This window comes from Marinococcus sp. LNHM5E3-2.1 (assembly GCF_056034365.1).
In genome coordinates this window covers 39,521-54,311 of the sequence record NZ_JBQLIB010000009.1, presented here as the reverse complement: position 1 = coordinate 54,311, position 14,791 = coordinate 39,521, and the positions used below count along the sequence as shown (strand labels likewise).

At 49.6% G+C, this 14,791-nt stretch carries 16 protein-coding genes and 3 riboswitches; of the genes, 1 reads left to right on the top strand and 15 read right to left on the bottom strand.

What is annotated here, in order from left to right; all coding sequences use genetic code 11:
* Window positions 1-2: 2 nt before the first annotated feature.
* From ACTRXH_RS11215 to ACTRXH_RS11155, 13 genes are all read right to left on the bottom strand, one after another.
* Window positions 3-1,151: an NAD-dependent epimerase/dehydratase family protein gene (locus ACTRXH_RS11215; protein WP_474282150.1), complete on the bottom strand. Its 1,149-nt coding sequence runs from the start codon at window positions 1,149-1,151 to the stop codon at window positions 3-5.
* Between the two features lie 755 nt (window positions 1,152-1,906).
* Window positions 1,907-2,248 carry a general stress protein gene (locus tag ACTRXH_RS11210; protein WP_474261452.1) on the bottom strand — a complete coding sequence of 114 codons (342 nt, stop codon included), beginning with the start codon at window positions 2,246-2,248 and terminating at the stop codon, window positions 1,907-1,909.
* A gap of 60 nt (window positions 2,249-2,308) precedes the next feature.
* Complete coding sequence (locus ACTRXH_RS11205) at window positions 2,309-3,328, bottom strand: ThiF family adenylyltransferase (RefSeq protein WP_474261453.1); 1,020 nt, start codon at window positions 3,326-3,328, stop codon at window positions 2,309-2,311.
* Window positions 3,325-4,089, bottom strand: a complete 765-nt coding sequence (locus ACTRXH_RS11200) for a thiazole synthase (protein WP_474261454.1) — start codon at window positions 4,087-4,089, stop codon at window positions 3,325-3,327. Before ACTRXH_RS11200 ends, ACTRXH_RS11205 begins: the two co-directional genes overlap by 4 nt.
* 4 nt (window positions 4,090-4,093) lie before the next feature.
* Window positions 4,094-4,294: a sulfur carrier protein ThiS gene (gene thiS, locus ACTRXH_RS11195; RefSeq protein ID WP_322527061.1), complete on the bottom strand. Its 201-nt coding sequence runs from the start codon at window positions 4,292-4,294 to the stop codon at window positions 4,094-4,096.
* A complete protein-coding gene (gene thiO / locus ACTRXH_RS11190; protein WP_474261455.1) occupies window positions 4,278-5,399 on the bottom strand; it encodes a glycine oxidase ThiO in 1,122 nt (373 codons plus the stop codon). The genes thiS and thiO overlap by 17 nt, the downstream gene beginning before the upstream one ends.
* The gene (locus ACTRXH_RS11185) at window positions 5,389-6,000 is read right to left on the bottom strand and encodes a thiamine phosphate synthase (RefSeq protein WP_474261456.1); all 612 of its coding nucleotides are present in this window, start codon (window positions 5,998-6,000) and stop codon (window positions 5,389-5,391) included. The genes thiO and ACTRXH_RS11185 overlap by 11 nt, the downstream gene beginning before the upstream one ends.
* A gap of 41 nt (window positions 6,001-6,041) precedes the next feature.
* A riboswitch (TPP riboswitch) is annotated at window positions 6,042-6,144 on the bottom strand.
* Window positions 6,145-6,200: 56 nt separating this feature from the next.
* Window positions 6,201-6,300, bottom strand: a riboswitch (TPP riboswitch).
* A 52-nt stretch (window positions 6,301-6,352) separates the two neighbouring features.
* Window positions 6,353-7,252: an AEC family transporter gene (locus ACTRXH_RS11180; RefSeq protein WP_474261457.1), complete on the bottom strand. Its 900-nt coding sequence runs from the start codon at window positions 7,250-7,252 to the stop codon at window positions 6,353-6,355.
* Window positions 7,253-7,309: 57 nt separating this feature from the next.
* Window positions 7,310-8,782, bottom strand: a complete 1,473-nt coding sequence (locus ACTRXH_RS11175; RefSeq protein WP_474282148.1) for a potassium/proton antiporter — start codon at window positions 8,780-8,782, stop codon at window positions 7,310-7,312.
* 180 nt (window positions 8,783-8,962) lie between these two features.
* Window positions 8,963-9,301 carry a DUF1516 family protein gene (locus ACTRXH_RS11170; protein WP_022792537.1) on the bottom strand — a complete coding sequence of 113 codons (339 nt, stop codon included), beginning with the start codon at window positions 9,299-9,301 and terminating at the stop codon, window positions 8,963-8,965.
* Between the two features lie 116 nt (window positions 9,302-9,417).
* Entirely contained in the window at window positions 9,418-9,735 is a 318-nt protein-coding gene (locus ACTRXH_RS11165) for a DMT family transporter (RefSeq protein WP_322527083.1), read from the bottom strand.
* Entirely contained in the window at window positions 9,735-10,076 is a 342-nt protein-coding gene (locus ACTRXH_RS11160; RefSeq protein WP_474282146.1) for a DMT family transporter, read from the bottom strand. The genes ACTRXH_RS11165 and ACTRXH_RS11160 overlap by 1 nt, the downstream gene beginning before the upstream one ends.
* A 97-nt stretch (window positions 10,077-10,173) precedes the next feature.
* Window positions 10,174-10,272: riboswitch (guanidine-I (ykkC/yxkD leader) on the bottom strand.
* 31 nt (window positions 10,273-10,303) lie between these two features.
* Window positions 10,304-12,460, bottom strand: coding sequence for a type IA DNA topoisomerase (locus ACTRXH_RS11155; protein WP_474261460.1), 2,157 nt, complete (start codon window positions 12,458-12,460; stop codon window positions 10,304-10,306).
* Window positions 12,461-12,662: 202 nt separating this feature from the next.
* Here ACTRXH_RS11155 and ACTRXH_RS11150 point away from each other — a divergent pair, with 202 nt between their 5' ends.
* Window positions 12,663-13,469, top strand: coding sequence for a 2OG-Fe dioxygenase family protein (locus ACTRXH_RS11150; protein ID WP_474261461.1), 807 nt, complete (start codon window positions 12,663-12,665; stop codon window positions 13,467-13,469).
* Window positions 13,470-13,516: 47 nt separating this feature from the next.
* Here ACTRXH_RS11150 and ACTRXH_RS11145 read toward each other — a convergent pair whose 3' ends face one another.
* Entirely contained in the window at window positions 13,517-13,759 is a 243-nt protein-coding gene (locus tag ACTRXH_RS11145) for a DUF2584 family protein (RefSeq protein WP_079474957.1), read from the bottom strand.
* Between the two features lie 57 nt (window positions 13,760-13,816).
* Window positions 13,817-14,737: a nucleoside hydrolase gene (locus ACTRXH_RS11140; RefSeq protein ID WP_474261462.1), complete on the bottom strand. Its 921-nt coding sequence runs from the start codon at window positions 14,735-14,737 to the stop codon at window positions 13,817-13,819.
* Window positions 14,738-14,791: the final 54 nt, after the last annotated feature.

Sequence of the window (14,791 nt, the reverse complement as noted above, 5' to 3'; positions counted from 1 at the left end):
TTTTATTTCCAGCTCACACTCGGCAGTACGTTTTCTTCGATTACCCGCTCTTTATGTTCAATCACCGCTTTTAGGATGTGGCGGATAACGTCGTCTGTTAAAAAGTGCGGCTCCAGTCCCAAGTCTAAAAGATTGGTGTTTACCGCTTCAAGGAAATGCTCTTCAAGCTCCACCCGCGGATTTTCCAGATGATCCACATCTACGTGGTAGCCTTCTTCTTCAGCTACCTTTTTCACCCGTTCAGCGAGTTCGAGTACAGAAAAGTCTTCAGTGAACTGATTGAATACACGGAACTCTCCAGGCTCAGCCGGCTTTTCTGCTGCAATTTCCACACAGCGCACTGTATCTTCAAGATTCAGGAAGCCGCGGGTCTGGCCACCTTTTCCGTAAACTGTCAAGTTACGTCCGATGGCGGACTGGATGATAAAACGGTTCAGCGCTGTTCCAAAAACCCCGTCGTAGTCCAGGCGGTTGGTAAGCACCGGGTCCATGTTAGTTTCATTCGTATCCAGGCCGTAAACGATGCCCTGGTTTAAGTCAGTAGCCCGGATGCCCCATACTTTGCAGGCAAACATAATGTTATGGCTGTCATGTACTTTTGATAAATGATAGAAGGAGCCCGGCTGTTTTGGAAAAGGAAGGCGGTCTTTGCGTCCCTTATGTTCCACTTCCAGGTACCCTTCTTCAATTGGAATATTCGGCGTGCCGTATTCTCCCATCGTACCAAGCTTAATCAGGTGGCACTCCGGAGCCATTTCTTTAATAGCGTAAAGCACGTTCAAATTCCCTACTACGTTGTTCACCTGCGTGTAGACTGCGTGCTCGCGGTCTATCATCGAATAAGGCGCAGAACGCTGTTCAGCAAAGTGAACGAATGCTTCCGGCTTTTCCTGTTCCATCACCTGCTGCAGGAAATCGTAATGCTGAAGATCCCCTTCGTATGTACGTATTTCTTTTCCTGTCAGTTCTTTCCACTTAGCCACCCTGTCTTCAAGGCTTGCAATCGGAGTAATCGAATTGGAATGAAGCTCATCATCAATTTTTCTGCGTACCATACTGTCGATAATTGATACGTCATGACCCTGCTTTGATAAGTAAAGCGCAGTCGGCCAACCACAAAATCCATCTCCACCTGCAACAATAATTTTCACGTCAGTTACCTCCACATCATTTAATACAATCTGATAATTCAAACAAACATAATTCTATGGGTATCTATAAGGTAATTTCTACCTCGTAGAGTGCAAGTTGCCGTCGTATATGTACGTCCGAGTAGAATTCCCATCGAAACAATACCACTCTCCTTATATTAACGCAACTATTTGTCTATATACCACCGTTATTCTATCATACTAACTAATCATTGCAGCTATCACAGCCATAATTCATAAAAATTACATAAAATTTATAGAAAAACAGAAGGGCGGAGGGTGTTATTTGAATGATGTTCGATTAGAATCGCTACATCCTGTAGCAACATCGAACTGACCCGCCTCGTGCGGGCCTCTGAACGGCTCGTCGGTTTCAGTCGGCTTGAGACGAAGTCGCAAACGATCTGAAATCACGAATGGATTAAGCTGGTAACACCCACAGCTGGACATAGAAAAGCGGAGGAAGCCTGTTTAGCGGCGCGGGCCCTGGAAGAGCTTTGGATAAAGGGGCTTTTTCCCTTTACCAAAGATCTGAAGGGACACGCCGCCGCTGGCTTCTGGAGCTGGACAGATAGAAAAGCGGAGGAGCCTTGTTCAACCGCGACAGGTACTTCTCAGACGTGCAGGGCAGCCTGCTGCCCGGAACCGGATGGAAAGTAACCCCGAGCGGTTAGGCTCCGCAGCTGGACAACGAAAAGCAGAGGAATCCTGTTTAGCGGCGCGGGCCCCAGAGCTGAACAAAATCCGGAAAAGATTCACTTGTCAAAAGAGAATTTTTCCGGATCTTCATCCACGGCAATTAGTATATTATGTTCATCAAGCTTTTCGCTCAGATCCCGGGCTTCTTTATCATCGTATCCAAGCTTTGTTAATCGTTCATAAATATCGGACGCACCGTTGCGGAAAAACTGTTTCACGAACTCCACCGGACTTTTAACGTCTGCCACTGTATCACTGACTTTCAATTCTTTTGCAGTCGCTTTTTCCGCCTCCAGAGCCAAAGCATAAATCTGTTCCCTTTGGATGCCCTGCATCTTTAATTTATCTACAGCCTTCTGTGCTTCTTCTACGGTTACAAAAATACGAGCGGTAGGCAATAGTTCCCCCTCCTTGCAAGGAATATTACCACTCCGCCCGTAAAATGAAACAAGGAATATTTATCCTCCAATATATCTCTGGTATAACGACCTTGCTTCTACTTCCCCGGAAACTCCGTGAATGATGGCTCTTCCGTCTTTAAAAAGCACCAGCCGCTTATTTTCAATATTTAACACCAGCAAATGCTGATTCGCTTTGGAGACGTGCTGCTTATGAACGTCCGCCGTCCGCTCGAGCGATACCTGCATGTCTGGAAGAGGCTTCACCTGCACCGCATCTCTGCCGCACAGCGTTTCAGCCTTGCTTCTCCCACTCCATGCGAGCGCCGGATATGCTGGTGACTCCCCGCAGGAAGGACAATGCTTATCCTGCAGCGAGTTCACATGAATGGAAGAGCTTTCATTCGACCATACATCAAACGACCACAGTGTCCCGCGGAGCTGGTCAAAGGAATGGGTAAGCAGCTTCATAGCTTCGGTCACCTGAGTGGCGCTTACGAATTGAACAGCCGGAGCTATAATTCCCACCGTATCACACGTTTCTCCTTCCATCGGAATGCCCTTCATCAGGCAGCGCAGACATGGCCCTTGCCCCGGCCTCACGGTATAGCTCAGTCCGTAGGCGCCCACACAGGCTCCGTAAATCCACGGAATCCGGTGCTTCAACGCTGTATCATTAATCATCAGCCGTGTCTCCATATTATCGAGTCCGTCGATAATAAGGTCTGCAGGCATACAATTTTCGAGCAGGGCCGGATCTGCTTCCCCCACAATGATTTCAATAGAAGCATCACTCCGAATATCAAGCAGTCGTTTTTTCGCCGCTTCTGCTTTTGGCGTAAAGGCCTCTGCGTCCGCTTCCGTATAAAGCTGCTGACGCTGAAGATTGCTTTCCTCCACATAGTCACGGTCAATCAACGTTAATTTTCCGATCCCCGCGCGTATGAGAGTTTCGGCTGTTAAACTCCCGAGAGCTCCGGCACCTACTACTATGACGTGAGCCTCCTGCAGCCTTTTCTGTCCCCTTCGGCCGATTCCGTGAAATAACCGCTGCCGGGAAAAACGTTCTTCCGTATTCAAATACTGAGGCCTCCTAAAGGGCTGCTCGCCTGGGCGTAGAATTTTTTATCTATGCGCCCTGCTTCTGCGCCAAGCGCTCCGGCCCTCACTGCCAATTTCATCGCTTCTGCCATTTTTACAGGATCGCCCGCGCCCGAAACGGCCGTGTTCAGCAGGATACCATCAGCGCCGAGCTCCATGGCATAAGCAGCATCCTTCGGACTCCCAATGCCTGCATCTACAATCACCGGGACTTCCGCCTGTTCAATAATGTGGGACAGGTTGTAAGGGTTAATGATTCCAAGCCCCGTGCCTATAGGAGAGGCTCCCGGCATCACTGCATGAACCCCAAGCTCCTGAAGCTTCCTGGCGAGCACAACGTCATCGGACGTATAGGCGAGGACAGTAAACCCTTCGTTCAGCAGCTGTTCTGAGGCCCGGAGCGTTTCCACCGGATCCGGCAGAAGCGTTTTATCGCAGCCGATCACTTCTACTTTAATCATGTCACACATATTGGCCGCCTCTGCCAGCTTCGCGGTGCGTACAGCTTCTTCAGCTGTTTTGGCCCCGGCTGTATTTGGCAGCAGCCGGTACTTTGAGACATCCATCTGTTCAAATGGATCAGGCTGGCTGCTGTCAAACAGGTTCATTCTGCGAACGGCGAAGGTCAGTACCTCTGTTTCCGATGCTTCTACAGCCTGCAGCTGGGTCCGGGCGTCTTTATATTTCCCGGTGCCGAGAAATAAATTCGATTCAAACATCATATTGCCGATACTAAGCATTTGTTCATCCGCCTCCTACAAAATGAATAATTTCGATTCTATCCCCGTCCATTAAACCTTCCTGCTGGTGAAATTCTTCAATTACAATAGTGCCGTTGCGCTCCACCACTGTTTTTTTGTGGGCGATCTGAAGCTCTTCAAGTAAATCGGCTACCGTGGTGCTGTTCTCAATATTCTGTAATTGACCATTAAGCGTGATCTGCATGAATAATTCCTCCCTTTCGTATTTGAGGGTCTACGGCAAACAGGTGCTTCCAGTCCTCGCGAACGCTTTCCCCCTCGATCCGGTCAGCCATCCAGCTTCCGCTCAGTGCTGAAAGCAAAATACCGTTTCTGTAATGGCCGGTCATTACCCACAAACCCCGTTCGGTCTGTCCCATATATGGCAGCCCGTCCCCTGTCTGCGGCCGGACACCGCTCCAAAGCCTGTCAATATTCGCATGCTTCAGCCCCGGCACTAAATGCACAGCTGCTTTCATCAGCTCCTGTATCGAAGCTACAGTGACCCCTGTACTCGAGTCGCCGGGTTTTTCTGAAGCGCCTATAAAGATTTCCCCGTCCTTTTTCGGAACAATATACACCTGCGGAGTGTGGAGGGTGTGTCTCAAATTCTCCCGGGGCATGCGTACGGACAAACACTCCCCTTTCACCGGATAGAGGGTAAACTCCTTCTCATCCAACAGCTCCGCCCCGGCGCTTCCCCCGGTAAAAACAACTTCTTCCGCTTCAACAACTCCTTCACTTGTTTTCGCACCGTAAACGCGGCCATCAGCTTCCAAAAGACGATCAACTGAAGTATTTTCCCGTACAATTGTCCCGCAGGCCTTTGCTGCTTTGGCAAGAGCCATTGTCCATTCATAGGCACGAAGCTGGCCGTCTTTTGGAATGGACCAGGCGCCCCGGATATTTTCGGAAAGCGCCGGTTCCCTGCGCAGTGCTTCATATGGCGAAAGCCACTCCGCGCCGTAGTCGCGCGTGGTGCGTTGATAACTTTCTTCTTCCGCTGTCTCCCATACAGGCTTCAGCATTCCGTTGTTCACGTAGGAAACGTCCATTCCGCTAAGCGCTTCCACTTCAGGGACCAGTTCTTTAAACAGCTCCCGGCTTTCCAGGGCGAATTCCTGAAAAAGGCCAGACCCTTCCCATTCGGACTGGGCTCCGAGCATACCGGCAGCCGCTTTTGATGCTCCGGAAGCGATGGTTTCTTTTTCGATGACCATCACACGACGCCCCCGTTTGCTTAACTGATATGCAAGCGAGCATCCCTGTACCCCTGCGCCCACAATAAGAACTTCTGTATCAGCCTTCATTGTCATCACTCCTTAACCGGATTCTGAGCTCTTCGGCTGCTTTTCCGGGTTCTGCCGCATCATAAAAATATGCAATGGCTGCCACCCCGGACGCTCCGCAGTTTATACCTTCTACTGCCTTGTCAGCATCAATTCCTCCGATGGCAATCACGGGGAGGCGGACGCTTTCCGCCACAGCTTTCAACGCCCGAACTCCGCGCGGGGGGCTCCCAGGTTTACTGCCTGAGGCAAATACATGACCAAAATACAGCCATGATGCTCCCTCCTGTTCACTTCTTTTCGCTGCCTCTACAGAGTGTATCGACTGCCCCCAGCTTACAGATGCCGGATAGATTGTACGACGCTCCGGCAGGTGGGTACCGGCCAGCCCGTATGCAGCAGCAAGCTCCGGTTCATCATTTATGATCAGCTGCGCGGGGGCAGTTCCTTCTTTTAATGCCAGCTCGACGGCCCTTTCCTTTTCACGCTTTGTCCATTCAGGTGCCCGTATATGCACATAATCGACGATTCCTGTGAGCTCCCTCGTTTTCCCCCACCACGCTGCCACCGTTATATCCGGCGGCGATACCGCGTGTATGCTCGGCTTCGGTTTGTCATTCATAAAAAACCTCCTTCCAGAAGGAAGGAGGCTGCCCGTTAAAAGGTTCAACATGGCTGCTTCCCTCCGCTGGCTCTCCAGATCAGGTTCAAAGGGTTCCGGATGTTTCTCCGGTCTCAGCCTCAGCAGGCACCCCCAGCAAATATAATATTTTCCACAAAAAACCCCGCTTTCATTTAGAAAGCGGGGGAGATAGTCGTATTGGCATCTCTTCCCCACTTCCCTCCGCTGGTATAATCCAGATCAGGTTCAAAGGGATCAGCTTTACGCTGTCTCAGCCAACAGGCACCCCTAGTGGTTGGTATTATTTATATCATAACGCGGTACTCTTCTTCCGTCAATTCGATGCGGAATTTTATGCCTGGAAAATCGACAGCACCACCCACAGGGAAGGAACGCTTAAAATAGTCGTCACCAGTGTAATACTCGAAACAAGCTGGGGGTTGGAATCAAATTGTACAGAAATCATTGCCATGGTTGCTGCACTCGGCATCGCTGTTGAAACAACCAGCACGGTCGTTAACGTGTCGCTGGTCTGCAGCAGCAGGGCAATTACGTAAGCGAGAGCCGGCGCGAATACAAGCCGTAAAAACGTACCTGCACTAACAAGCTTCCAATCCATGCTTTTGACGGATATGCGTGCAAGCTGCATCCCCAGGATAATCATAACCACCGGTATTGCAGCGCTCGCGAGCATATCGAGGGCTTCATAATAGGTCGCTCCGACCGGTATCCCGGTCAGCTGGAAGACAATACCGGCGAGCAGTGCATAAAATACCGGCATCCGCAGTACCGTCCGGAACGCGTCAGCCGCATCCATATTGGCACTGTTTGCGATATAGACGCCTACAGTATTCATCAGCATCGTCTGAATGACCATAAAAACGATAGAGTAGGCAAAGGCTGTATCACCAAACGCAAAAGCAATTAACGGAGCACCGTAATTGCCCGCATTCATAAACACGGTAGAGAGCATCATGCCGGTTTCGTTAGCTTTCGGCCATTTACGCACGTAGGACACTAATTTGATCAGCCCGGTCATAACCGCTAAAAATACCAGGGAAAACAGAGCCATCGACAGCATATCGCTGTTCAGCTCTCTTTCATAGAATGTCCGGAAAACAAGCGCAGGCGTCAATACATAAAGAGCGACAGCCGACACCGGCCGAATATCCACTGCCTGTCTTTTCTGCAGCAAATAGCCAATCGTAAATATTAAAATGATTGGGATCAATACATTGATCAGCACACCCATGCGGAGCCCTTCCTTCTTTCCTCAAATTTAATGCCTCTTAACGCTGGCCGCTTTTTCTCAGTAATCGTGCCGCAGCATCTGCTTTAAAATACGTTTTTCTTTACGTGATACAAGAATATACAAATAATCACCGGCCTGGATTATTGTCTCACCAACCGGAGTGACCAGTTCATCGTCCCGGACAATCGCGCTGATCAGCGCAGATGCGGGAAATTCAATGCTTTGGAGCGTCTGCCCGACAATCGGCGTCGCTTCATTCGTTTGAAATTCCATAATTTCTGCGTTCGCTTTTCCGAGTGATACGAGCTCCAGGGAATGAGTTGGCGCTTCGCGGAGCGGACCGGATAGGTGAAGCCATTTCGCTAATGGAGCGATGGTCGCCCCCTGGATCAGTGCAGACGTCAGCACAATAAAGAAGACGACATTAAAAATCTGGCTGCCCGACTCCACACCAGCAACAATCGGGTATGTAGCCAAAATAATCGGCACCGCCCCGCGCAGACCTGCCCAGGATAAAAATATATTCTGCTTTGGTTTATAGCCGAAAAAGGAAGTTGACAAAAACGTGGCAAGGGGCCGTGCCACAAACATTAAAACTGCCGACAAAGCGAGCCCCATGGTGATGTTTGACCAGGTCAAAATGTCTCTCGGGAAAGCAAGCAATCCCAGGATGATAAACATGCTTATTTGGGACATCCACGCCATGCCCTCGTTGAACCGGTAAATCGGCTGGCGGTAAATCAAATCGGAGTTACCTATTAAAAGCGCTGCTACATATACTGCCAAAAACCCGCTTGCGCTCATGCTTGAGGTCACACTGTAGGTTAACAGCGCGAAAGCGATCGCAAACAGAGGATAGAGTCCACTAGAATCCAGGTTAATACGGTTAATGGTCCATGAGGCTGCCCATCCGAACAACCCGCCCATCGCAAGACCGGCGCCCATCTGCCAGAAAAATGCACCGGATAGCAGCCAGACGTTTGGCGAATCTGCCAATATTAATTCAATAAAGAAGAGCGTTAAAAACACCGCCATTGGGTCGTTACTCCCCGATTCCGCTTCGAGGGTGGACCCCATTTTTTTATCAATGCTCCGTCCCTTCAAAGCGGCAAAGACGGCAGCGGCGTCTGTCGAACCGACTGTAGCTCCGAGAAGCATCGCCTCGAGCCAGGTCAGATCAAGCAGCTGCTTTGCCACCAGCCCCATCAGGGCAGCCGTAAACAGAACGCCAAACGTGGCGAGCGTTACGGAAGGCCCCACCACCGGTCTGATATCGCGCCACCTTGTCTGGGTACCCCCTTCAAACAAAATAATGATTAGGGCTATAATTCCGACGGTTTGGGCAAGCTGGACATTTTCGAACTCAATAATGCCAAAACCATCATTTCCCATCAGCATACCTAGAATAATAAACAAAATAAGTGAGGGCACGCCGAGCCGTGTCGAAAATTTCGTTACGATGACACCTAAAATAAGCAGAAGTGCCCCTAATAATATAAATGAATCCACATTCGCGTTCCCTTCAAACAATGCCCGCTTCCTCCTTTCACCTGCCGCAGTTGTACCCCTGGCTTCTTTATGTATTACTTGCATGATACATGTAATTTTCGTTTAAAAAATAATGATATTCAGGCCATCTGGTCTATCCCTTCTATACCCAAAAATGCCCGCATATAAAAAAGCATGCTGTTTTGCAGCATGCTCTCTGTATTACCCAATCACATCGTAGCCGATGGACAGGATAATTGCGAATAAAATGATCCATATAATCCAGAACATAGCGTGTTTTCTCCCTGCCCGCCGACGCACAAACATCATTTCCATTACCCCGATAAATATGAGGGCCAACACACCTTTAATAATGGAAAGGAGCGGGAAGCCATACAGCGCCACCATACCTGCGCCAGAAAGAATCATGATAACCACGAACAGCCGCTCAATCATCATTGTTACTTTTTGTTTTGGGAAAAGGTAGCTGATCAAAAAGAAAATGATCAAAAACGCCCATGAACCGGAATGTGCTTCGTATAAGATACTTTGAAGATCCATATGTTTTCCTCCTTTCAGTCTTTATTAAGTTTCTACTCCAAATGTTTCACCTGATTGTAACTATAATCAAAATAAAGCCTGCGCTCAAGCCGTAGCAATTTTTGTTTTTGAACGTTTTATGGCGCTATCAGCTTTAGACCTACAACCGAAGCAAGGATCACCGCAATACTTATAAGCCTGCCCGTGTTTGCAGGCTCTTTATACCAAAGCATCCCGAACAGTGCGCTCCCTGCTGCGCCTATACCCGTCCAGACAGCGTACGCAGTGCCCATCGGGAGAGTCTGCATCGCCAGGGAAAGGAGAAAAAAGCTTGCTCCAAACCCGGCAGCAATCATGAACAGCGGCCAGATGACCCGTTTTTGAATCCATTCGTTAATCATAGAAACACCAATCATCTCAAAAATACCTGCACCGATCAAATACAGCCATGTCATCACTGTCCACCGCTCCCTTCGTTTACTCCTGCCCGGCCGGAAGCTGTATGCAGACCGGCAATTCCGGCAATCAGCATGAAAATAAAGACCAGCTTGATCCATGCGAACGGCTGACCGAAAAAGATCATATCAAGGACCGTCGTTCCGATCGTCCCAATGCCGACAAAGGCCACATACGAAGTTCCTACCGGAAGATGCTCGCCTGCCCGAATTAAAAAGAGAAAGCTCAGTACGATAGCTACTAGTGTTCCTGCCCATTCCCATCCGGCCGATGCATGCTTCAAACCGATGACCCAGAGAATTTCAAATGCTGCTGCCAAAGCAACGTTAATCCATCCCATTACAGCCCCTCCTTGCCGGCGCTTGCTTAATTATTTCCCGGAAATATTCATTTCAGCTTTCAGCCGCGAAAAAACCCGGGAAGTCTTCGCAGCGAAGATCTCCCGGGTTTTTATCCCTCCGTGGCGCAAACTATTTGTTTGCGGGTTTTCTCTCGGACCAGACCGGCTCTGCCGCGGAACCCTAGAAAACATTCTGCCCCTCAGTATATCAAATTTCGGGATATTGTCTACGAGGAGGCATTGTCTTTAGATGGAAACACAAATTCCACACCATTTTCTTTTCGTTTTAATTTGGCGTCAAACGGCTTTTTTCCTTTAAACCCTTTGATCACCTGCGTTTCACCTTTTTCACACAGCTTTTTAACCTGAGCCTGAGTAATTTTTTTCTTCAATAACGTTTTAGGAACGGTGAATTTACAGCCGTTGGCATACTCACTGCAGCCGTAGAAGGACTTCCGCTCCATCAGCTGTCCCTTTTGGCATACGGGACAGAGAGCGATTGGCTCTGCGCGCTGCGGCTGTTTTTTAGACGTGGCTACCTGCTCCGGATTTGTCTGCATATTCGTTATGCCGGCAGGCGCTTCTTCGACCAGTTTTTTCGTAAAAGCCTCTGTCTGCTTTAAAAAAGCTTCCTTATCCGCTTCCCCGCTTCCGATCTGCTTTAAAAAAGCTTCCCACTTCGCGGTCAGCAGCGGCTTGGACAAAAGTGTCCCTTCTACTACTTCGCACAGCGCCCGCCCTTTAGCGGTCACTTCCACAATGTTCTTTTGAATCCGGATATATTCCTGCTTTTGCAGTGTTTGAATAATGGTACTGCGCGTCGCCTCGGTCCCGAGACCCTCCGTTTCCTGCAGTACTTTTTTAGATGTTTCATCATCCTCGATCCATTTGCCGCAGGACTTCATCATGTTGATCAGCTGTCCTTCGGTATAAGGCTTGGGCGGCTGGGTTTCCTTTTCGGCTGCCTGGACGTACGCCTCCACCTGCTCTCCCCTGGTTAATGGAGGGAGGGTGTTGTCCTCCTGGTCTTTCTTCTTTTTTGGTCCCGGAAAGAGCTCCTTCCAGCCCAGCTGCTTGTCCACCCGGCCCTTGCTTTCAAAAATAAGTCCCTGGACATCGGTTTCAACAGTCGTTTCTTCATACATATAGTTGCGGTGAAACATAGCGAGCACGCTGTTCATAACTTCTTTATACACCTGCTGCTGGGACCGGTTCAGCTTTTCAAACTGCGTCTGGCTCAGCACTTTTTTGGTCGGAATGATCGCATGGTGCTCCTGGACTTTGCTGCCGTCTACAAACCGCTTCGAAGGCGTAGTGGACGCCGGTTCAAAGGAGACGTTCATGCACTCCTGCATCCGGGACAGGTTTCCCTTCAAGTAGTTAAATTCCCCTGACGTGATATGGCGGGTATCCGTTCTCGGATAGGAAACAGCTTTTAATGGTTCATCGTACAGGCTCTGTACCGTTTTAAGCACGGCCGACGGACTCATTTTATACTTTTTGTTCATCGTCGTCTGCAGGCTCGACAGCGAATGAAGAAGCGGGGGCTTTTCCTGCTTCTCTTCTTTTTTTATACTGCTGATCGTGCCTTCGGTATCCTTTTTCAATCCATGCTCCTTCCAGATACGGAGCACCTCTTCCTTCGAGCCGAAGCGCTTTTTATACTTTCCTTTATACTCCCCCGCTTCCGCACGGAAGGTTCCTTCAAGCTCCCAGTAAGGCTCGGGCTCAAATGCCTCAATTTCCTTCTGCCGGTCGTAAATAAGCTTGAGTGTTGGCGTCTGGACTCTGCCGACACTGAACACTTCATTGATGCCCTTCTGCTTTAACAGCAGCGTATACAGACGGCTCGCGTTCATGCCGACAATCCAGTCGGAAAATTGGCGGGCCCGCGCCTCCTCATAAAGAGGGAGATAGTCTGCTCCCTCCCGGAGCTGCTCAAACCCTTTATACACTTCATCCTTTTCCAGACTGTTGATCCAAAGGCGCCGGGTCGGTTTATGGGAGGTTTTCGTATAGTCGATGACGCTTCGCGCAATGTTTTCGCCCTCCCGGTCGCAGTCGGTCGCAATAATAATGCTGTCGGCCTCCTGAAGCATCTGCTTGACGACCTTCAGCTGCTTGAACGCCCGCGGGTTAGGCTTAAAGCGAAAATGGGCGGGAAGCATCGGGAGAGTGTCGAGCGACCATTTTTTCCAGGAAGATTCGTAATCGGCCGGAGCGCGGAGCTCGAGCAGATGGCCAAACCCCCAGGTAAGCACTGCCCCGTCCGGAAATAGACTGCACGGCTTCAGCCTCATATATCCGTCTTTTTTTTCCTGTATTTGAAACGCGGCCGCATAGGCTTTTGCCTGGGACGGCTTCTCCGCTAAGATCACTGGCATAAAGAAATTCCTCTCTTCGCTGATTTCTTTGAATTCAAGAACATTTGTTCTTTAATTATAATGAATCTGTCACAAAAACGAAAGATGAAGCCTGCCTTTCATATACTCAACTTCGGCCGGGCGTGATACACTAGCATTTGTGAAAACAATGGAAGGACGCTTCCACTCGAAGAAACCACCATTCGGGAGGAGAAATAGACAAATGAAGCCTTTAAAACAGCAGGGATACGAATATTATGATTTAGCCGATATACTGCATGACAGCTACGGCGACGAAGACCTTGCTGCTCTTACCGCAGCCTTTGACGATCTTCCGGCAGATGACTACGCTCCGGATCTGAATCGTTACCGGCAGTACGGCCGTGCCGTTATTTTTCCGGGCACCCACCGGATCGAATGGCTGCCGGAAACAGTTAAAAACGGCAAAAGCTACTACGATTATTTTCAGGGATCGTTCAATCCGGAATATCCCGATGCGAGCCGCCGCTTCCCTGCAATTCCCGAACACGTCAGGCACAACCGGCTGCTTGAAGCACTGATCGCCTTTAATTTCCGCCAGACATTCTGGACGCGCGAAGATGCACTGATGCCTTTTCATGCGGGCGTCCACTTTGTGAAACTTCATGTTGAATCGGAGGAGGACGAAGCTTTTTCCTCACCAAACACACTGCACCAGGACGGCGAGCCGTTCACGTTTGCCCACCTGATCCGCCGGCGCAATATCGAAGGTGCCCGGAACGTCATTTCTGTGCCGGAGGTCCGCGGACGGATGCCGGAGGACGTTGAAAAGGAAAAAATTACTGACTCCTTTTACATGACCCGTCCGCTTGAATCCTACGGGGTGTATGATCCGCTGGTCACTCATTACGTCGGCTCTGTCCGTAAGGGACCGGAGGACGGACCTGGAGAGCGTTCTGCCATTTTAATTGACTATCAGCCGACCGTCGTTGCCAATCCGGATGAAATCCGCAGCATGCACGGCGACACAAACAATATGGATTATGTATAAACCGAATCCCCGGCGCCTGCTGCCCCGGGGGTTTACTATTTATCTGCTTAGTTCACAGAGGTTAATGACACAAGCTCGTATTCAATTGTGGTGCGGTGGGATTCCCATTCCACCCGGTGAATAACCGCCTTGCCAAAAGGTACTTTTTCGGCAAAGGTATGAATTGGAAGCGGGTGATCGAGCGGAAACATTTGATAATTATCTTTAATCAGCCGAAAGTTTCTTTCATCGAGGCGCTCGGCCTGCTTATTCGTAATAATTTCCCAGTTCATTTCTACAGAAAAACCCATATTCGTCCCTCCTGCTCCCTTGTCTCTATAATAATAACGCTTACTTATCTATTTCCATTATGGCAGATTTTTAAGCGATTGTACGATTAAATCCCAAAATTTATCATTATCGACTGCTGTTGCGACCTGCACCGGCCCTTCTGCAGCGGAAGTATCAATGACTGTTTCCCCGTACGTATGCTTTCCCACTGTTTCAACCTTTACCTCGGCCGATTCAAATGTAAACAGGGACGGCTGCAGGCATACTGCCACCGCGCAAGGGTCATGAACCGGTGGAAGCGTCAGCTGAAAATGCTCCTCGTAGGCACGCTGGAAGTGATCAAGAAGTTCATAGGTAAACTGGGCCGCCATTGTTGGTATCTCTTTAATCCTTTCCACCACGGCCTCGGAGGATAACGCCTGATGAGTAACATCGAGGCCGCACATCGTGATTGGAATACCGCTTGTAAAAACGATCTCTGCCGCTTCGGCATCCGCATAAATATTAAATTCTGCTGCAGGTGTCCAATTGCCAAATGTGCCGCCGCCCATAATCGACAGATGGCGGATACGACCAGCTGCCTTCGGATTTTTCCGGCACAGTAGTGCAATATTGGTAAGCGGGCCGGTCGCAATAACAGTAATTTCTTCCTCCGAATGAAGCAGTATATCTTCCATTACATCCACCGCGTGTCGTTCCTCCACCATATGTGTCGGCGCTGGAAGCTCCGGTCCGTCGAGGCCGGATTCCCCGTGAATAGAAGGAGCGTGCTCCGGCATGCGGACCATGGGCCTTCCCGCCCCTTCTGCCACTGGCACTCCACTCAGTCCTGCAGTATCAGCGGCCACTAAAGCGTTTCTTGTTGTTTTTCCTATATCAGCGTTTCCTGAAACAGTCGTCACAGCCCGGATATCCATGTCCGGATGGCCGGCTGCAAGAAATAATGCAATTACATCGTCGTGCCCAGGGTCCATATCCATAATTACTGGTGTTTTCATCTGCTGCTTCCTTTCTCTGCATAACTGTATGTTTATTCAAACCAAAAGCACCGC